Annotated in this window: 11 protein-coding genes; 7 read left to right on the top strand and 4 right to left on the bottom strand. The window is 56.9% G+C overall.

Annotated features, from left to right (window positions below; genetic code table 11):
• The first annotated feature begins 90 nt into the window (after positions 1 to 90).
• From SH139x_RS20210 to SH139x_RS20200, 3 genes are all read left to right on the top strand, one after another.
• On the top strand, positions 91 to 1,155 hold the full coding sequence (locus SH139x_RS20210; RefSeq protein WP_488351573.1) for a KpsF/GutQ family sugar-phosphate isomerase: 1,065 nt from the start codon (positions 91 to 93) through the stop codon (positions 1,153 to 1,155).
• Positions 1,156 to 1,218: 63 nt separating this feature from the next.
• A complete protein-coding gene (locus tag SH139x_RS20205) occupies positions 1,219 to 1,746 on the top strand; it encodes a KdsC family phosphatase (protein ID WP_488351572.1) in 528 nt (175 codons plus the stop codon).
• The gene (locus SH139x_RS20200) at positions 1,727 to 4,969 is read left to right on the top strand and encodes a hypothetical protein (protein WP_488351571.1); all 3,243 of its coding nucleotides are present in this window, start codon (positions 1,727 to 1,729) and stop codon (positions 4,967 to 4,969) included. Before SH139x_RS20205 ends, SH139x_RS20200 begins: the two co-directional genes overlap by 20 nt.
• A 9-nt stretch (positions 4,970 to 4,978) precedes the next feature.
• Here SH139x_RS20200 and hisA read toward each other — a convergent pair whose 3' ends face one another.
• A complete protein-coding gene (gene hisA, locus SH139x_RS20195) occupies positions 4,979 to 5,707 on the bottom strand; it encodes a 1-(5-phosphoribosyl)-5-[(5-phosphoribosylamino)methylideneamino]imidazole-4-carboxamide isomerase (RefSeq protein ID WP_488351570.1) in 729 nt (242 codons plus the stop codon).
• 559 nt (positions 5,708 to 6,266) lie between these two features.
• Here hisA and SH139x_RS20190 point away from each other — a divergent pair.
• Positions 6,267 to 8,003, top strand: a complete 1,737-nt coding sequence (locus SH139x_RS20190) for a DnaA/Hda family protein (RefSeq protein WP_488351569.1) — start codon at positions 6,267 to 6,269, stop codon at positions 8,001 to 8,003.
• A 51-nt stretch (positions 8,004 to 8,054) separates the two neighbouring features.
• Here SH139x_RS20190 and SH139x_RS20185 read toward each other — a convergent pair whose 3' ends face one another.
• A complete protein-coding gene (locus tag SH139x_RS20185; protein ID WP_488351568.1) occupies positions 8,055 to 8,843 on the bottom strand; it encodes a phosphatase PAP2 family protein in 789 nt (262 codons plus the stop codon).
• Positions 8,844 to 9,014: 171 nt separating this feature from the next.
• Positions 9,015 to 10,247, bottom strand: a complete 1,233-nt coding sequence (locus tag SH139x_RS20180; RefSeq protein ID WP_488351567.1) for a M20 family metallopeptidase — start codon at positions 10,245 to 10,247, stop codon at positions 9,015 to 9,017.
• A gap of 113 nt (positions 10,248 to 10,360) precedes the next feature.
• Here SH139x_RS20180 and SH139x_RS20175 point away from each other — a divergent pair, with 113 nt between their 5' ends.
• The 3 genes from SH139x_RS20175 to SH139x_RS20165 all read left to right on the top strand — a co-directional run bounded on the left by SH139x_RS20175 (position 10,361) and on the right by SH139x_RS20165 (position 18,540).
• Complete coding sequence (locus SH139x_RS20175; protein ID WP_488351566.1) at positions 10,361 to 12,493, top strand: transglutaminase domain-containing protein; 2,133 nt, start codon at positions 10,361 to 10,363, stop codon at positions 12,491 to 12,493.
• 74 nt (positions 12,494 to 12,567) lie between these two features.
• A complete protein-coding gene (locus SH139x_RS20170; protein ID WP_488351565.1) occupies positions 12,568 to 15,291 on the top strand; it encodes a M16 family metallopeptidase in 2,724 nt (907 codons plus the stop codon).
• An 84-nt stretch (positions 15,292 to 15,375) separates the two neighbouring features.
• Entirely contained in the window at positions 15,376 to 18,540 is a 3,165-nt protein-coding gene (locus SH139x_RS20165; RefSeq protein WP_488351564.1) for a PVC-type heme-binding CxxCH protein, read from the top strand.
• A gap of 376 nt (positions 18,541 to 18,916) precedes the next feature.
• Here the strand turns inward: SH139x_RS20165 and SH139x_RS20160 are convergent, their stop codons facing one another.
• Positions 18,917 to 19,171, bottom strand: a complete 255-nt coding sequence (locus SH139x_RS20160; protein WP_488351563.1) for a hypothetical protein — start codon at positions 19,169 to 19,171, stop codon at positions 18,917 to 18,919.
• Positions 19,172 to 19,281 lie beyond the last annotated feature (110 nt).

Genomic DNA, 19,281 nt, shown 5'->3' with positions numbered 1-19,281 from the left:
GCTCCAGGGCGGCCAGCCGAGTAACCTACGCTGCCCATCTTTATTTGGGCCCCGTCTGAAAACCGTTCCCGCATGGATGCGAGGTACCGTATGTCGGCTGCTGCCGCTCGTTCGCTTGCGAACCAACCCCAACCGAATGGCCTGACTGCATTGGAGCGGCTGCGTTTGGTTCGTGAAGTGCTGCTGGCCGAATCGACGGCGATCCAAGAACTTGCGGCAACAGCGAGTCAGGCCGTTGTGATCGCGGCCGAACAGATCGCAGCTTGCCGCGGTGCAGTAGTCATTACGGGGATTGGTAAGGCGGGCTTAATTGGGCAGAAGGTCGTCGCGACCCTGGCCAGCACCGGCTCGCCCGCTCATTTCCTCCATCCTGCCGAGGCGATTCACGGCGATTTAGGACGCGTGGGGCCGCAAGATCTGGTTTGGGTTTTCTCATACAGTGGGCGGAGCGAAGAGGTGCTGCGTTTGCTGCCTGTGCTGAAATCTCTCGCAGCGGGTACTCTGGCCACAACCAACTCGGCCGCGAATCCGCTGGGCAGTTGGGCCGATACCGTGATCCCCATCGGCCAAGTGAACGAAGCCTGCTCGTTGGGATTAGCCCCCAGCACCAGCACGACCCTGATGCTGGCCAGCGGCGATGCCGTGGCATTGCTTGCCAGTCGACTCAAAGGATTCACCGCGAAGGACTTCGCGCGGTTTCACCCCGGCGGCACGCTGGGGCGGAAATTGTCGCCCGTGGAACATTGGATGCGACCACGAGCCCAATGCCGGATCGCAAGTCAGCAAGCAACCGTGCGCGACGTCTTCAGCAATTCAAGTAGCGGCGGACGACGAAGCGGAGCGGTGATGCTGGTCGACGATCACGGTCAGCTCAGCGGCCTGTTCACCGATAGTGACTTGGCACGCCTAATGGAAACCCGTCGCTATCAAGCCTTCGATGCACCCATCGCGGAGGTGATGACGCGGCAAGTGCAGACGATCCCTGTCGGCAGCCTGCTGGCTACGGCAATTGAGATCCTCGCCGAACGTAAAATCAGCGAGTTACCGGTGCTCGATTCCCAGCGACGTCCCGTAGGCTTGCTGGACATCACCGATATCGTCGCCATCGATGAACCAACGCCAGCGATTTTACCGCTCCACGCTCCCTCATCTTAAAGCCACTCCCGTCGTTAACTGCTGCTTCCTAAAAAACGCCTCCCGAGAAAGTGATCGCCGGCAATGGCACATGACGATCAAATTGCTCGCCCAATACGTGTTCTGCTGTCTGATGTGGATGGCGTGATGACTGATGGTCGGATCATCTACGATAATCGCGGTAACGAGACCAAGTGCTTTCACGTGCGTGATGGTCTCGGGATCAAACTTTGGCAAAAAGCTGGCTATCACTTCGCAATCATTACCAGCCGAACCAGTGAAGTGGTAAGAATTCGCGCTGCCGAACTGGGTGTGGAACACGTTCGCCAAGGAGTGCCGAATAAATGGACTGCGGCGATCGAAGTGATGCGATTGTTGGGTGTGACTGCTGAGGAGACTGCCTACATCGGAGATGATCTGCCCGACTTGGCGGTGATGCGCCAAGTCGCTTTGCCAATCGCCGTCGCTGATGCTGCTGACGATGTGCGGCGCGGCGCCCGCTGGACAACACGTCTCGCCGGGGGACAGGGCGCGGTTCGGGAAGCGATTGAACGAATACTAAAGGCCAAAGCCCAATGGGAAGACTTTGCCAATGTCCCGACCCATCATTGATTATTTCATTGCACTGGCAATCTGCTTGGTGGCTGCGGGTGGCTATCGACTGACGGTCGTCCCTTGGTTGACGCCGGAAACGACTCCCACGGTTGCCGTGCGCGATCAAGAAAAGGTCTCCAAAGGGCCCGATCTGACTGGCATTTTCCCACCCGGCTCGTGGCAGTTGAATGAGCCTAAAACGCTGCAGGCCGAATGGGGAACTTTGCTCTTCCAGTCTTGGAGTCAGGCTCGCCCCGATCAAATGAAGGTCGCGCCGGTAACCGTGATCTTGCGTGGCAATCCCGCCGGGAAGCGTCGCGACAACGGTGCCGAGGCAAGCGGACCGATTATCATGGAGGCGCCCGAGGGAGCCGTGATTGAATTCATCGAAGCCCCCAGCATGCTGTCGGGAAGTAATCCCGAGGTCAAAGGGGGACAGCTGATCGGTGATGTCCACATCTATAGCATGCCCGGAACCCTGGCTGCACATCCCAGCGGTGGAAGCTCGACTTGGCAACCACCTCAGGATCGCCAGCTACCTTACGACCCGCAACGCGACGCGATCGATCTGCGAACCAGCAACGTGCGAATCGATAATCGTCAAATCCGCAGCGCCGACGCCGTCGATCTACAACTCGGCGGCGCCCGGCTGCGGGGCCGTGACTTGACGATCCACTTAGCTGGCGGGGAAACAATCAGCCCCCACGCCGACACGCCGCTGGCCGTGCTCGATTCCTTGGAATTGATCTACCTCGACGAACTTTCAATCCCCTTGCCCGCAGGACCTCTCTGGCAACCACTCGACCAACCCGCGGTCACCGACCCAGCCCTGATCAGCATCGCTTGCCAAGGTCGCTTGGTATTTGACTTTCCCAGCTTCTCCCTGCGATTGTTTGAACAAGTCGAAATTGCCCACCGTTGGCGCCCCGACGAAGTCGACACCTTTCGCTGCCAATCGCTCGAAGTCCAATTGGTCGATCCCTCGCTCCGTAAATCGCAAGCAACTAGTTCGCTATTTCAAACTGCCAGCCAACGCACATCTCGAGCAACCACTGCGGGAACTAGCACTTCAGCAAGTAACGCTAAAGGGACTAACGCTGAAACAACCGACGCGGCCGGAGCAATCGAACAAGTCAGCTCCATCCTGCGGCGCATCACTGCCAAGGGCTGGCCGCTGGTGGCCGATATGCCTTCACTCGATTGTCAACTGGTGGCCGGAGAACTGGATATTGACGTCACCGCCGGACGTCTGAGGTTGATCCCCAGCGATGTACCCGTACAGGTTCGTTTTCGAGGACATGCGTTGTCGCTGCCCAGCTTTGAATACCAGCTCGACCCCCAACGACCGACTGAACTGGGAACGATGCTCTGCGACGGCGCGGGCAAGCTCAGTGTTGATTCACCCGATGTCATGCTAAGACAATTGACTTGGCAACGTAGCATCAGACTGCTGCGTCAAGACAACGGTCACCAATTGTGGCTGGAGGGACAAGTCAAGGCGGCGATGCGCGACGGCGGCAGCGCTGGGGCGGACAAATTGCTGCTGGTATTTCAATCTCCACCCCTGGGCACCGCTGGCAATGAGCCCTCGCAGCCCTCTGACTCAACCTCTAACTCAACCTCGGAGTCCACAGCCAAATCGCTACCGGCGCTCCCCGGACTGCGACTGGAAAAACTTTGGGCTGAGCAGCATGTATTTGTCGACACGCCCCAACTGGCGGCCAGTACCGACAACCTGTTTGTCACCTTTGAACACGTTCCAGTGCAGAGAAATGCCAGCATTGTTTCCGATCCAGCAGCCAAAGAGCCGCTGGGACCTCAGCTGACCCCCGCCAGCGGACCGCGGCAACGGCAGTGGATTTCCGGTCCCAACAGCGCAGAGACTCTGGCCGTGCAACCAGTCGCCAGGCCCCGCCCCACTCTTGGTGGCCGACGCATCAATGCTAACTTAGTCCTGCAAGGTGGCGAATTGATTTCGCAGGACGTCAGCGTCGAAGGCCAGGTTTCGCTGGCCCATGAACTGACTTCCCCCACCGCCGGTAGGCAACCTTTGCTATATATGGGCGACACCTTGAGGTTGATCAGCGGGGCCGGGCAAGAACGTGTGCAAATCTCCGGCGCGCCCGCGCGGATCGAAATGGCAGACGGTTATTTCAGCGGCCCGCTAGTCGTCGTCGATGGTCGTCAAAACCAAGTTGTGATCCGTGATCACGGTACTTTTCAGCTGCCTTCGACGGTGGTCCCCGAGACCAACCAGCAATCGTTTCGTTGGCTACAACCGCCCCGTTGCGAATTCCGCGGCGAGCTAAAGTTCGACGGGCAGGTCGTGAGAATCTCCGATCAAGTCTATCTGTCCGGAAAACTGGCTACCAACGATACCAACGCAGTTTGGGAAATTACCGCTCACGCGCCGCTGCTGCAGCTAAAGCTTGACCAGGGTATTTCGGTCACCGATCCCACCGCCGCCGGGCAAACTGGCGTCGAGGTTGTGTCGCTGATCGGCGAAGGGGCACCCGTCCAGATCGTGGCCACCCAAACCGCTCCCAACGGCCAATTAGTGGCTCGCCACGTGCTACTGAACCGCCAACTCGACATGTGGGCAAAGACTTCCCAGTTGCAAGGCCAAGGCCCCGGCTGGTATCGAGCTTGGACTCCTGCGAACGAGTCGAGCCCATTTCGCACCGTGGTTCCCCCCGGCTCGCTGATGGCCACGCACTTGATGTTCAACGATGGGCTCGAAGGTGACCTGCAAAGCCAACAGCTGACCTTCTTCAACGGCGTTCGCGTCGGTTTGGGGACAGTCGCAAATTGGGACCAACAACTCGATGCGGCCAACATGACCCAATTGCAGTTAAACCAAGGAACGATCGACTGCGAACGCTTGCGAATCGGCGCGTCTCCAACTCCCCAACCTCCACCCCGCTTTAACTTGAGTGAACAAACCACGGCCAGCCAAGCCCCATCCGCTTGGGAACTGCAAGCCGACGGCGGAGTCGCTTTCCGCTTCCTAACACCACGCGGCTTGATTGACGGGACCGCCGCGCGGGCCGCTTTCGACAGCAGCAAGGATCTGTTTGTACTCGATGGCACACCCAACTATGACGCGGTCGTTCGTAACCGCGAGGTCAACACCGGCAGAGTCCTGTTTAACGTGCAAATGCAACAGTTCACGCTCAACGCCGAAACGCTGGAAGTGCAAGCCCTCATCAATCGAGCAAACGCCCGCCAACCCACGCGCTAGCCCAACCAATTAACCGCCAGCAGCAATGGCGTTGGCTGCTGCTAAATCAATGGTGCCTTCGTAGAGTGCCCGGCCAATGATCGCCGCATGCGTGCCGGCTGCTGCCAGGCTGCGGACGTCGTCAAGCGTTGTCACGCCGCCAGAAGCGACGACTGGAATGTCAGTCGCTTGCTCCATCTCAGCCAGTGCTGGCATGTTGGGCCCCGACATCATGCCGTCCCGAGCGATGTCGGTGTAAATGATTGCCGCCACGTGCGCAGTCCGGCGGCGCAAATCTTGAGCCAACGCAGTCGCCGGCGTGTTACTCGTCTCCAACCACCCATCCGTGGCGACTAAACCGTTGCGAGCATCAATCCCAGCACAAAGCCTGTCCGGGTTAGCGTCACAGGCCATGGCAAACCAAGCTGGGTTCTTGAGCGCCGCGCTACCAACGATCAACCGCTGCAGCCCCAGACTCAACAAAGATCGAATTGCACCGTCGTCACGCACTCCGCCCCCTAATTGGCACGGCACATCGACGGCAGCCAGGATCGCCGCGATGGCTTGCCGATTCGCTGCACTCGGTTCATTCCGGGCCGCGTCGAGGTCGACCAGATGCAGCCGCTCCGCGCCCGCTGCGACCCAGTGCCGCGCCATTGCCGCGGGGTCCTCGCCAAATACCGTTTCCCGGTCATAGTCACCTTGCTGCAAGCGCACACAGCGGCCATGCCTGAGATCAATCGCGGGCCAAATTTCCATCGTCAGCCGATGCCGTTTCCAATAGTGAGCGGGGGAGGATGGCGTTACGTTCAGCCATAAGCCTCCTGAAGTCTCGCTAACAGTCTATCGCGGCCCGCCAAAGTCGGAAAACCGGGGCCGCCTACAGAAAAACTCTCGGGAGGCCCGTGCGGGGGGGTGAGTGGCCAGGCAAGGACGGCTCTTTTTTCCTCGATCGAGCTTCTCGTGGTGCTCGCGTAGAAGATCGTGGCGAACTTGAGTGTGTGCCTTTTATGAAGAGCTAAGTTGTTTAATAGAAACCACTTAGGTCGATCGGTCGGATTTCCTGAGTCGCTCCGAGGAAAACAGCCGACAGCTTTTCCACCGGTCGTCAAAGTAAGTTGGAGTTAATTGTTGATAGCAACCGACCTAGGAGAAACGCGGCGATTCGAGTGGCGAGGCTGCGCCAAAAAGGAGAACTTGAGAGTGGCCAACGGCGGTCGGTTTGACTTCAATGCTAGCAAACCTAGAATCCGTCTCGTTCGCTGATCACTCGACAGAGACACTTTGCGGGCCGACTGGCTTTTAGGTCGGTGGAGGAGTGTGTCGTTCGTCTGTCGAGGATTTTCTGGTCGCAGCCCACATCAGCCACGAGGGAAGGTGCGCTACCGGTATGCCCGCGTTGGAATCGACAGGTGACAAGGAAGTTACTGCAGAAATCGAAGGAGCTTTGAAAAGACGCTTGGGAGCGGACCGCTTTGATTGGTGGTTCGCCCAAGGGTTGCGGATGGAAGCTGAGGCGGCACAACTGCTCGTGTTCGCCCCCAGTGCTTTCGTTTTGGAACGAATCCGGAAACGCCTGTTGACTCATCTTCGCGGTGCCAGCGGAGAGGTTTACGGACGTGCTGTGAACGTTTGTTTGCGGGTGATCAATGCTGATGCCGAATCTACCGATGCCGGATCTACGACTGATGATGGCGATGTGCAAACGATTGCGAGCGTGTTGGCTGTGAATCAACGAGGTTCCAAGCGGCGAACGACCAGCGGTGACGAATTAAATTCGTCCACCGATGGTGAAGCATTGCCGCCGGCCTCAAAGTCTGCTGCCAATTCGCGTGCCACTGATTCAGCCAAGCGTGCGAAGTCAGCGAACGGCTTGCGTGCGACGAAGCGTGCTAGCTCGACAAAAACATCTGGTCCAGCAAAGCTTGCCAGCTCCGGTTCCAGCAGTGGTTTATCGATCAAGCGTGCCGATGGCGAAAACGATCCCAGCACACCGGCGGCTCCTACGATCCAATCGCAGTTAGCCGGTACCAGCTTGGCCAATTTTTGCGTCGGTTCCTGTAATCAGTTGGCCCACATGGCGGCCAAGATGGTTGTCGAACAACCTGGTTCGGCATCGCCGTTGTTTTTCTGGGGACCGGCCGGCACGGGAAAAACGCATTTGTTGGCCGCGATCCGCAACGAGTTGCGAAGTCGCCACCGTTTACCCCGCGTCGTGATGCTCTCGGCGGAACAGTTCACGAACGATTTTACTGGTGCGGTTCGCGGCAGCGGTCTGCCCGGTTTTCGGCGGCGTTATCGCGATGTCGATGCCTTGCTGATCGATGATGTGCAGTTCGTCGGTGGTAAGCGTGCGACGCTGCGGGAGTTGCTTTACACGGTCGACACGTTGTTGCGGGGCCGCTGCCAGCTCGCTTTTTCGGCAGACCGACCGCCGCTGGAGTTGGAGGGATTAAATGAGGAGCTGGCCGGACGCATGGCGGGCGGGATGGTCGGTCCGCTCCGCCCCCTCGACCGGGACACACGTCGCCAAGTTCTCGGAGCGATGGCAAAACGCGATGCGGCCATGATCCGTGATGATGTGCTCGATCGACTCGCCGAAGAACTGGCTGGCGATGGACGACTGCTCTCCGGCGCCGTCAATCACTTGAGAACGCTGGGGCAAATGTTGGAACGTCCAGCGACCTGGGACGAACTGTTAACGTCGGCTCCGGAATTGATCGCCGCGGGTCGGCCCGCGGTTAATCTGAATGATATTCAGAAAGCTGTCTGCGATATGTTCGGCCTGCAAGCGGGCGCGTTGCGCTCGCGTGGTCAGCAACGTGCGGTCAGCCAACCGCGGATGTTGGCGATGTATTTGGCTCGCCAGTATACGCGGGCCGCTTTCAGCGAGATTGGTGAATACTTCGGGAATCGCAGTCACAGCACGGTAATCGCCGCGACCAAGCGGGTGGAAGACTGGATCGCGGGCAGCAAACCGCTGCGGCGAGGTGCCCAGTCGGTGCCTCCCCGGCAGATGCTCGAAGCGATCGAGAATTTACTTCGCACCGGTTAAGCCTGCACCGGTGAGGCCTGAGTAGGAAACGTTCGGCGGCAGCGACCTTGATCAGGCCGCGTTGCTGCGCACGTATTTGACTTCGCGACGATCGAAGCCTCGTCCTTGGGGTTCGATCTTGTCAAACAAGGCTCCCAGCAAGCGGGGGCTGAGGCAGACGTAGGACCACAGTAGTCCCAACGCGAGGCCCCCCATCACATCGCTGGTAAAGTGAGCGAACGAGGCCAAGCTTTGGGCCATGGAAAGTCCCAGCAGGCTCACAAACAAGACGCGTCCGCGAGGGAACATCAAGCACAGACCGATCGTCAATCCCGTTGCAATCGCGGTATGTCCGCTCGGAAACGAGCGAATGCTCGATTCAAAAGCGGCCACGTGATCGAGCGTCCAATCAAAGCTCCACCGCCAGGCCGCTTCAAAAGAAGCGATCTCCAAGTTCAAACGATTGGGGCGACCTCGCAGCACAAACGTGCGGACCAAAACGGCCAACGCTCCGGCACCGAACGCCAGCGTTGCCAGTCGAGGTAAGCACCAACGCTTTCGGGGCGCTAGTTGTAAGATCAGCAGCAGAAAAAATAGCACGCCGATGCCGTGCGAGTAACACTCTGCCAGCTCAATGGTCTTGGCGAGATCCCCCGGCATGGAGCGGTCGAGAAACCATCGTGAAATCGAGACATCGAATAACGTCGTTACCGGGACCATGCCGGCCGCGATTAGGGTTGCCAATAACAAGGGTACCCGCAGCCGGCCGCGATCAATGCGTTCGTCGCCACCTTCATAGATTCTCAGCTCATTGGTTGCGTTGACTGGTATCGATGGGGCAGCGGAAAAGCTCGAATCCATGAGCAGGCTCCTAGGTCGGCGAAGTGGCAAACGGCCACACAATGCATCGCGGCGCGGAGCCTAACAAAAACGACTCACCAGGCAACAGAGCGATTTTCCCAGCGGCTTGATGCAACCCGTTGATCTAGTTGCTGTTCGCAGCCAATGCGAAAAAGCGGGTGCGACCGGCAGTTAAGAGCGAGGAGTCCTGGCAAACTCCAAGGCGAATTGGCGGTAGATCTCGGCGGCTTGCAGTACCTGCGAGCACTCCACATATTCGACGGCCGCGTGGGCCTGATCGATGTTGCCAGGCCCCAGGATGATGCTGGGAATCCCCAACGCGCCAAATTTGCTGGCATCGCTGCAAAAGGGCACGCCCGACAAATTCGCATCGTGCCCTAAGGAGGTCAGCACCGATGTCAATGTCTGCACAGCCGGCGACTCAGGATCGGTCTCCAGCGGCAGATCGCTCAACATCGGCGGGTGCATCACGACATCACAGGCTGGATATTGAACGGCGACCCGCCCGAGCAGCTGACGATAGTGCTCCAGTACTGAATCCACCGTTTCTCCGGGCAACATCCTGCGATCGATTTCCACTTCGCACCGGTCGGGAACAAAATTCACCTGAGTACCGCCGCGAATGACCCCAATGTTGCAAGTTGGCTGCCCGAGCAGCGGATGTTGCTGGGTGATTAAACCGAGATTGTCCTGCTCGATGGCGCGGATCACGTGGGCCATTTGTTCAATCGCATTGACGCCCAACTGGGGCTTCGACGAGTGCGCCGCCACACCTCGCGTTTCAATTTTCCAACGCACCAATCCTTTGCTGGCAACCACGGCTCGCAATTCGGTCGGCTCCGCGACGAGCGCCGCCTCGGCCCGCAACAACGCCCGCGAGGGACGTTGGTCGGTCAACAATTCGGGATCGACGGAGCCGGCCTGCAAAGAGTCGCAAAGGGCAACCACGCCCCGATAGGAATACTCTTCGTCGATCGTGGCTGCGAAAACGACATCACAAGCTGGCTGGCGCCTGCTGAAAGCCAAACTCCCCACAGCTTGCATCATCGCCGCGAGGCCCCCCTTGGTGTCGCAAGCCCCCCGCCCATACAGTCGGCCGTTTTCAATGACCGAGTCAAACGGCGGAATGCTCATCCCGCTCGTCGCCACCGTATCCATATGGGCTTCGAAGACGATTCGCCGTCCCCTTTGCAGCCCAGGGATCCGGGCAATCAGATTTGGCCGTCCGGGGTAGAGCTCTTGTCGCCAAGTTTCCACTCCCAGTCGCAGGAAGTAATTCTCGATATAATCTGCCACCTCAATTTCGTTGACGCCATCCTGATAATTTGGATTGACGCTGTTGATCCGCACCAAGTCGGCCAACGTCTCCATTACGTCGGGAGTTCGTAGTCTGCTGCTAGCCATGCGCGTTGCTCAATTCATCGCGTTAGGGTCGATGGGGCATGAAACTGCCGGCCAGAGCGGTTATGCTGACACGTTCTGACAGAGCTTTCATCGGTATTTTAGGATCAATAACTATGCTGCGGTTGTGCGGAACGTTCTCTTTGATGTTATTCGCCGTCGGCTTAAGTTGCCCGCTGGTCGCGGCCGATGATCTCGCCGAGCTGGTCGATAATTCCCTGACGCGGGCTGGTGACAACCAAACGGAATTGCGCACGGCATTGGCCGAAGTTGCCGACGAACAACGTGCCGGCATGGAATTCCTGATTGCCCACATGCCGGAGCGTGATCTGACTAGTTTGTCAGCGGAGTTTTTGCTGGAAAACGTCAGCTTTGCTTACCGCGCTTGGCAGGAGGCTCCCTGGCGAGCTGACATCTCCGAAGAACTCTTCTTCAACGATGTCTTGCCCTACGCGATCATCAATGAACGACGCGACGCTTGGCGAAAAGACTTTTACAACCGTTTTCAGCCATTGATTCAGTCGGCCAAGACTCCCGCCGAGGCAGCGGTGATTTTGAATCAGCAAGTCTTCCCCATGTATCAAGTCCAATTCTCTCGGGAGCGTCCCAAAGCAGACCAGAGTCCTTACGAAACGATCGCCGCTCGAAAGGCCTCCTGTTCCGGATTGTCCGTGCTGTTGGTTGATGCCTGTCGCGCCGTTGGTATTCCCGCTCGCTTTGCGGGAACTCCTTTATGGGCAAATAAAAGTGGCAACCACTCCTGGGTCGAAATTTGGGATGGCGATTGGCAGTACACGGGAGCCGCCGAGCCAGCCGGTGATCGATTGAATCAAGCCTGGTTTAGCGGTCGCGCCACCACGGCAATCCCTGGTCACCCGCTGCATGCGATCTATGCGACCAGTTATCGCAAAACCGAACAAAAGTTTCCTTTGGTTTGGGATCGCAACATTGACTATGTTTACGCGGTTGATGTGACGACTCGTTATCTGGCTGCCGATAACCCTGCCAGAACGATCCCACCGACACCGGAGACAAAGTTCGACATCGAAGCATCGATGCACGCGTTACGCCAATTGGAAACCTATCTGCAAATTCCGCTCGCCGATCGGGAGCCGCTTGTCAGCCAAGCATTTTCGCGTGTCCCTCTGACGGCGGCTGACGCCAAATTGGCCAAAGAAAAATTGTGGGCCGACCACGCGGCAAAGATTCGCGAGTCCCGCAGCGCCGAGATGGAGGCTAAGCAGATTGTGGAGGGCGAATTGAAAATGCCGTTCTTCTACAGCACGACTGGCGACAAACCGGCGACCGGAAGAAGTCTTTATATTTCGATGCACGGTGGCGGTGGAGCGCCGCCGCGAGTTAATGATCGCCAATGGGAAAACCAGAAACGATTGTATGAGATTCCCGAAGGGATTTATCTGGCTCCCAGAGCACCAACTAATACTTGGAACCTTTGGCATCAAGGGCACATCGATCGCATGTTTGATCGGTTGATTGAGAATCTTGTTGTCTTCGAGGATGTTGATCCCAATCGTGTCTATCTGATGGGGTATTCCGCCGGCGGAGATGGTGTCTATCAATTGGCTCCGCGAATGGCTGATCGTTTCGCGGCCGCTTCGATGATGGCTGGCCATCCCAACGACGCCTCACCGTTGGGTTTGCGCAATCTACCCTTCTCGATTCAAGTTGGTGGTGAAGATGCTGCCTACAATCGCAACAAAGTCGCCGCGGGCTGGGGCGAACAACTAGACAAGCTCCGGGAGGCTGATCCAGATGGCTATGTCCACTGGACGAAAATTTATGACGGCAAAGGACACTGGATGGATCGCGAGGATGCCGCCGCAATTCCCTGGATGGCTGAATTCAATCGCAACCCGTTTCCCACCAAAATCGTCTGGCATCGTGCTGGCGCGATGCACAGCAGGTTTTATTGGTTGGCGATCGATAAAGAAGATCTCAACGGCAACGCCGCGGTTCGCGCGGAGCTTGCCCAGCAAACGATTACCCTCAGCCCAACAGGTGTCGATAAGCTGTCGATTCGGCTACATGAAACCATGTTGGATCTCGATCAGGAAGTAACCGTAAAGCTCGCCGACGACATTGTCTTTCAAGGCACCGTCGTACGTACCATCGGCGTGCTGGCTGAGACGCTTGCTGAACGTGGCGATCCAGCAGCCATCTTTAGCGCTGAGATTACAATCCCCGTTGCGGGTAAAGACGAAGCCAACTCTACGGCCGAAGGATCATAACCGTGATAGTTTTTCAAGTCATTAAACGATGCGTCTGCCTGCTGCTTGGCTGTTGGCTAATCAGTTGTGCAGCCATGTCAGTATCTGCGGAGGGAACCATGCAAGTTGCCCAGGTTGAGGGAATCACTGAATACCGTTTGCAGAATGGTACCAGAGTCTTATTATTTCCCGACGCCTCCAAAAACGTGGTGACGGTCAACATGACCGTATTTGTCGGCTCGCGACACGAGGGGTATGGCGAAGCGGGCATGGCACACTTGTTAGAGCATATGCTTTTCAAGGGAACACCACTGCATCCCGACGTCCCTAAGTTGTTAACCGAGAAAGCCGGGCCAGGTAACTTTAACGGCACCACCTGGGTCGACCGAACAAACTACTATGAGACGCTTCCCGCTTCCGAAGAGGCGTTGGAGTTCGCCATTCGTTTTGAGGCCGATCGCTTGGTCAACAGCCACGTGCGTGGTGAAGATCTTGCCAGCGAAATGACCGTGGTGCGCAACGAATTTGAACAAGGGGAAAATAACCCCTTCGGAATTTTGCTGCAACGCATGACGGCGACTGCATACGAATGGCACAACTATGGTCGCAACACGATTGGTAACCGCAGCGACATTGAACGCGTGCCGGTTGTCCGGCTCAAACAATTTTATCGCAAGTATTATCGGCCTGACAATGTAATGCTGATCCTGGCGGGCAAGTTTGATCCGCAGCGGGCCTTAGAATTAGCCGAGCAATACTTTGGCGCGATTCCCCAGCCCGAAACGCCAATCGATGACACCTACACGATCGAACCTCCTCAAGATGGTGAACGCACCGTCGTGTTAAGACGCGTCGGCAACACGCAATTGGTCGGCGCGTTGTACCACACTCCGGCCGGAAGTCATCCCGATTACGCCGCCATGCGGATTGTCAGCCGCGTCTTGGCCGCGGAGGGAAGTGGGCGGTTATATAAGAATTTGGTTGAGCCCGAATTGGCCAGCAGCGTTTTTTCTTTCGCCCGCGCGTACCACGATCCGGGTGTGCTGGTGGCGGCGGCTCAAGTTTCTGAAAAAGGCTCGATTGAATCCGCTCGCCAAACCATGCTGGCGACGATCGAACAGGAATTGCGAGAACAGCCGATCACCGAGGCCGAACTCGAACGCGCCCGGCAAGAGATTTTGAAGCAACGTGAATTGCAAGCCAACAGCACCGATCGGATCGCCGTCTCGCTCAGCGATTGGGCGGCTCAAGGCGATTGGCGGTTGTATTTCTTGTTTCGCGACGTGATTGAATCGCTGACCGTGGAGCAAGTCCAGGCGGCTGCGGAGCGATATCTGGTGCGAAATAATCGCACGGTTGGCTTGTTTATCCCCAGCGAAACTTCCGAGCGGATTACGATTCCGCCAGCGCCCGATCTGAATCAAATGCTGGCCGACTATCAAGGCCGTGCCGAGGTGAGCGCGGGCGAAGCGTTTGATCCCAGTCCGGAGAATATTGAACAACGGACCACGCGGGGAACTTTGGTGGAGGGAATCAAGTATGCGTTCCTACCCAAACAGACGCGGGGCAACTCTGTCAATTTGATGCTGACGTTGCGGTATGGAAATGCGGGGAGCCTGGAATCGCGAATTGCCGCGGCCGATTCGTTGCCCGCCTTGATGATGCGTGGTACCGAGCAGCTTGATTTTGTCGCTTGGCAAGACGCGGTAAACCGGCAGCGTGCTCAGGTGAGTTTAGGAGGTATCCCCGGGCTGTTGCAGTTGACTGTTAAAACTCAGCGAGATTCTCTGCCGGCTGTCTTGGATCTCGTCCAACAATTGTTGCGTTCGCCCCGACTGGATGCCAACGAGTTTGAGGTGATTCGCCGGCAAGCGATCGCCGGTATTGAGCAATCGCTGAATGATCCACAATCGCTAGCGGCGACCAACACACAACGTGCGTTGGCTCCCTACTCGGAGACCGATGTGCGTTATGTGCCTACACCCCGGGAAGAGTTAGTCCGCGTCAAAGCGGTGACCGCCGCAGAGGTGCGCAACGTTTATGAGACACTGCTTAGCGCGCAGGCTGGCGAATTGGCTGTGGTTGGTGATTTTGATCCAGCCGTAGTCAAGGAAAAGATGACCGGCATGCTGGCAGGCTGGACCTCCGAAGTGCCGTACGAGCGGATCGATCGCCCAGCACATCCAAATGTCGAGGCTTCACTCGAACTGATTGAGACACCCGACAAAGATAACGCGGTGCTGATGGCGATGCAGCACTTTGCCTTGAACGATGAACATCCGGATTACCCCGAGTTGATTCTGGGGAACTTTGTGCTCGGCGGTGGATCGCTAAGCAGTCGTTTGGGAACGCGGGTGCGGCAGCAAGATGGCCTTTCCTACGGCGTTGGTTCGCGGTTGAACGCGTCCACTCGCGACGAGCGGGCGGAATTGATGCTGTTTGCCATCATGAACCCGAGCAACAAAGATCGTTTGCTCACGGCGATCACGGAAGAAGTCGAGAATTTTGCCAAACATGGGATGACGGCTGACGAATTGGCGCGAGCCAAAGAGGGCTATCGCCAGCAGTTGGCAGTGGCCCGCACCGACGATCGACAATTAGCCAGTTTGTTGGTCGCCACGCTGTTTAACAACCGCACCATGGACTTCTACGCCAATCAAGACGCGCAAGTCTTGGAAGCGAATTTGGCAGACGTGAATCAGGTGGTTAAACAGTATTTTAACTTTGGCGGATTGGTGATCAGCATTGCTGGTGATTTTGCCGCCGGCAATGGTTCCGACGGAGCCGAAAAGGCCAACGCAGCCGAGGACCCCAAGTAGGGCTCCCCCTCGGAGGCCGCCGCAGGCAATTAGCCAGCGTTGTCGTTGACCTGTTGTTTCCCTAGTTAACATGACGAGTTCCACATGATCGCGCGGCTATCTTTTTGGAGCGCTGCGGCGCTGGGCTGGTTAGTTCTGACTGCGGTTGCCCAGGCCCAATCACAGTCGCCTGCCGCTGTTCCGGAAACGGCTCAGCAGCAGGCAAGCTCGTCTGAGGAACTCGCCGGCAACGAAGAGGTCGCCCGGATCATGCGAGAGTTTGCCGGACGTGGGGAACTGGGAGACGAGAGTCAACCGCTCGAGCCCGCTCAGTCACTACAGCGGTTCGTCGTGCCGACCGACTTAAAGCTGGAATTGGTGGCTGCCGAGCCGATAATCGCCCAACCGATTCATATCAGCTTTGATGTTCGTGGTCGCATGTGGGTGGTGCAGTATCGTCAATACCCTTTTCCGGCTGGCCTGAAGGTGGTGCGATATGATCAACATTTGAGGGCGGTTTTTGATCGTGTTCCCGAACCACCACCATTGGGAACACCAGGAGCCGACCGGATCTCGGTGTTTGAGGATCGCGACGGGGATGGGCAATTTGAAAGCTCGCGAGATGTGATCACGGGACTCAATATTGCCACTAGCGTGGCTGTGGGAGCGGGTGGGATTTGGGTTACCAATCCTCCCTACTTACTATGTTATCCGGATGCCGATGGGGACGCGGAACCTGATGGGGAACCGGTGGTTCATCTCTCCGGCTTTGGGCTTGAGGATACGCATTCGGTGGCTAATAGTCTCACCTTTGGGCCAGACGGCTGGTTGTATGGAGTGAACGGTAGCACGACGACGGCGCAAATTAAAACACACCTGGGGGATCAGCCGACGGTTGCTTACGAGGGTCAGTGCGTCTGGCGATATCATCCCCTGCGACATGATTTTGAAATTTACGCGGAAGGGGGTGGCAATCCATTTGGTCTGGAGATCGATAATGCCGGACAGATTTTCTCAGGCACCAACTGGGGTAACACTCGCGGCATGCACTATCCGCAAGGAGGTTATGGTGTCAAAAATTGGGGCAAGCATGGACCGCTAACAAATCCTTATGCTTTCGGATATCTCGAGCATATGCCGTTTAGTGGAGACGGCCGCCGCTTTACCGAGGAATTCACAATCTATGATGATGATCAATTGCCGAGCCGTTTTCGCGGGCAACTGTTGGCCGTCAATCCGCTGCAGCGAGTTGTCATTGCCAGTCATTTAAAGCGTCATGGCAGTAGCTATGCCACGGAAGACTTTGAATCGTTGATCACGACCGACGATCGTTGGTTTCGACCAGTCGATATTACCCTGGGGCCTGATGGTGGGCTGTATTTGGCCGATTGGTATGACACGCGTCTGACGCACGTCGACCCGCGTGATAATTGGCACAAATCGAGCGGTCGGATCTATCGGTTATCGGCCAACGACGATGCTAAAGTCGAGTCCGCGAGTGAATTCGACGATATTTTGCCATCACGCACCGATTTTGATTTAACTGAGCTCGCCGATGAGGCTTTGCTGCGACTGTTGGGGCATCCAAACCGTTGGTTGCGAATGGCCGCCTTGCAGGTGTTGAGCGAAGCAAGGCCGTCGGCGATTCCCGCTTTGGAGCACTTGCTCAGCGATCCCACGGCAGCCAAACAATTGGCCGCTTTGTGGGCCCTGTCGCGTTTGCAAGGAGCAAGTTTTTTCAAGCAAGACCCTCAGCGACTGGCCGCTCTATTGGCCTCACCCCATGCCGACGTTCGGCGGTGGACGGTCCGGTTGCTGGGTGATCTGCCAAACCATGAACAACCCGTTGTCACGAGCCAATTGGTGGCTTTGGCGGAACGCGAAACGGATGCTCAAGTTCGTGCCCAATTGGCCTCAACCGCTCGACGGCTTTCGGCATCTAGCGGTTTAACATTATCGTTAGCCATGTTGTCGGCTGATCGGCAGATTGACCACGATGATCCGCATACCAAATTGTTACTGTGGTGGGCTTTGGAATCGCATTGCCGCCATGACATTGCCGCCGTAATGGACAGCTTCGCTCAGCCGCAGCCACCTTGGAATTCAGGGTTGTTTCGAGCCGAGATCTTGCCCCGCTTGGCCAAACGGGGCATGTTATCGGGAGGGCCGCAAGACTTTCAGCTTGTCCATCAATTGCTGTTAGCGGCTCCCGATGATGCTAGTCGTCAGCTGTTGCTGCGGGGCGTTGATCAGGGGCTGGCCGAGACCGGGATCAGCACGCTTCCGGATGATCTAAAACAAACGTTGACGCGTCTCAGCGGTGAGTCGCCGCATCAAGCATTGGTGTTGCGGCTACGGCAGGGCGATGAAGAGGCAGTCGAGTTGGCGATGACGCAGATCGCGTCTGCCAATACGCGGGTCAGCGAACGTATGGAGCTGATTGAGATTCTCGGGCAACAGCGACCCGCGACTGCTCTCGGCGGCCTATTGAATAAACTCTCGGATGCTTCGGTGGCGGTGCGGCGAGTGGCGCTCAATGCTGTTGCCAGGTATGACGATCCGGCTGTGGGCAGGCGTTTGGCCGCTGCCTATCAATCGTCCATGGACAGCAGCACGGGGTTGCGACCGATTGCGGTCCGCGTGATGGCCAGCCGTCCCAGTTGGGCACGAACATTGATCGCTGAAATTGACGCTTTGAAGATTCCGGCCGAGCTTGTCACGCCCGACATGGTGCTGCAGATGCAGAGCCACGGTGACCCGCAGCTCAACGCGGCGATCGAACGATTGTGGGGGCAAGTTCGTGCGACTCCCGAAGAGAAGCAGCAGCAAATCGCCCAGTTAAGAACGTTGGTTTCACAGCCGGTTGGCGATCTCGTCAGGGGCAAGCAAATCTATGTGGAGAACTGTGGCAAGTGTCACCGATTATTTGGCGAGGGTGGCCAAGTTGGTCCCGACTTGACCGGCTACGAACGGACGAATTTTGACTTTCTCTCTTTAGCCATCGTCGACCCTTCGGCAGCGATTCGTGAAGAGTTTACTGCCTACCAACTGTTGACGTTGGATGGGCAGTTGCTGGTCGGCTTGTTAGTTGATCAATCAGCCCAAGCAGTGACGTTGAGAACCGCTGAAGGGCAAACGCTGCGCATCGCTCGCGAGGATATCGAGACGCTGAAAGCATCGCCCGTGTCGCTGATGCCGGAAGGATTGTTGGATTCGCTCACTGATCAGCAACGCAGCGATCTGTTGAAGTATCTATCGTCAACACCGTAACGGCGGGAGCAGCTAGCAGCTAGACCCGCAGCCGCAGGCGTTTAAGTCATCGTATCACCCATTAGCAACCAAAACTCAACTCCACGAAAGACTCGCTCCCTTCGCCCCCGGGACTGACTTTCGAAGCAGCATATTCTCGATGGAAAACCTCATTAAGGCCAGTTTTGGGGGACAAGGGCTGGGGTTGAGGGGGCCGCGATGTGGTACGCGGGGGCGCTCCGCCCGGCGACACCAACCCAGCCTGACTCGTCAGCGTCTGGTCAGCCGCAATGAAAGAATGATTAAGGAAAAGTGGAGAATGCAAAATGCAAAATTCATTAGCTCCAAACATGATGAACGGTGGCTAGCGCCATAACCGCTAACAATGGTTATCCGTTTAGGCAAATTTCTGCAGGGTCTGGGCGACCAACTCGGGATTATCTTGCTCGCGAAGGTGATCAATCTGCTGTTGGGGAAGACCCATTTTTTCCAGATTGGAAACCAATCGTTTCCAGACCGTTTCCCGCTTTTTGCCTTCGGTAAGATACAGTTCGGTAACCTGTTCCATCGCTTTTTGCAGGGCGATGGAGTCTAAATTTTTGTAGTAGTTCTTGATGATCCGCTCTTGATGGCGGCTACGTTCAGGAGCCATTGATGGTTACCGGGGGCTTCGCAAAAAAGGGGCAGACACGTCTCGATGCCGTGATGCTAAACAAAAGCCCTCAGCCGGAAAAGAGCGGATCGATTGCTTTCCGCGTTGCC

Origin of the sequence: Kothea flammea, assembly GCF_052161645.1 — a bacterium.
In the GTDB taxonomy this organism is placed as follows: domain Bacteria; phylum Planctomycetota; class Planctomycetia; order Pirellulales; family Pirellulaceae; genus Laterigemmans.
This window is presented reverse-complemented; position numbering and strand designations above follow the sequence as displayed.

Bases quoted from the DNA above. Each gene is read 5' to 3' on its own strand.
- SH139x_RS20210 (WP_488351573.1), top strand. From the start codon at position 91: ATGTCGGCTGCTGCCGCTCGTTCGCTTGCGAACCAACCCCAACCGAAT.
- SH139x_RS20205 (WP_488351572.1), top strand. From the start codon at position 1,219: ATGGCACATGACGATCAAATTGCTCGCCCAATACGTGTTCTGCTGTCT.
- SH139x_RS20200 (WP_488351571.1), top strand. From the start codon at position 1,727: ATGTCCCGACCCATCATTGATTATTTCATTGCACTGGCAATCTGCTTG.
- hisA (WP_488351570.1), bottom strand. From the start codon at position 5,707: ATGGAAATTTGGCCCGCGATTGATCTCAGGCATGGCCGCTGTGTGCGC.
- SH139x_RS20185 (WP_488351568.1), bottom strand. From the start codon at position 8,843: ATGGATTCGAGCTTTTCCGCTGCCCCATCGATACCAGTCAACGCAACC.
- SH139x_RS20180 (WP_488351567.1), bottom strand. From the start codon at position 10,247: ATGGCTAGCAGCAGACTACGAACTCCCGACGTAATGGAGACGTTGGCC.
- SH139x_RS20175 (WP_488351566.1), top strand. From the start codon at position 10,361: ATGCTGCGGTTGTGCGGAACGTTCTCTTTGATGTTATTCGCCGTCGGC.
- SH139x_RS20170 (WP_488351565.1), top strand. From the start codon at position 12,568: ATGTCAGTATCTGCGGAGGGAACCATGCAAGTTGCCCAGGTTGAGGGA.
- SH139x_RS20165 (WP_488351564.1), top strand. From the start codon at position 15,376: ATGATCGCGCGGCTATCTTTTTGGAGCGCTGCGGCGCTGGGCTGGTTA.
- SH139x_RS20160 (WP_488351563.1), bottom strand. From the start codon at position 19,171: ATGGCTCCTGAACGTAGCCGCCATCAAGAGCGGATCATCAAGAACTAC.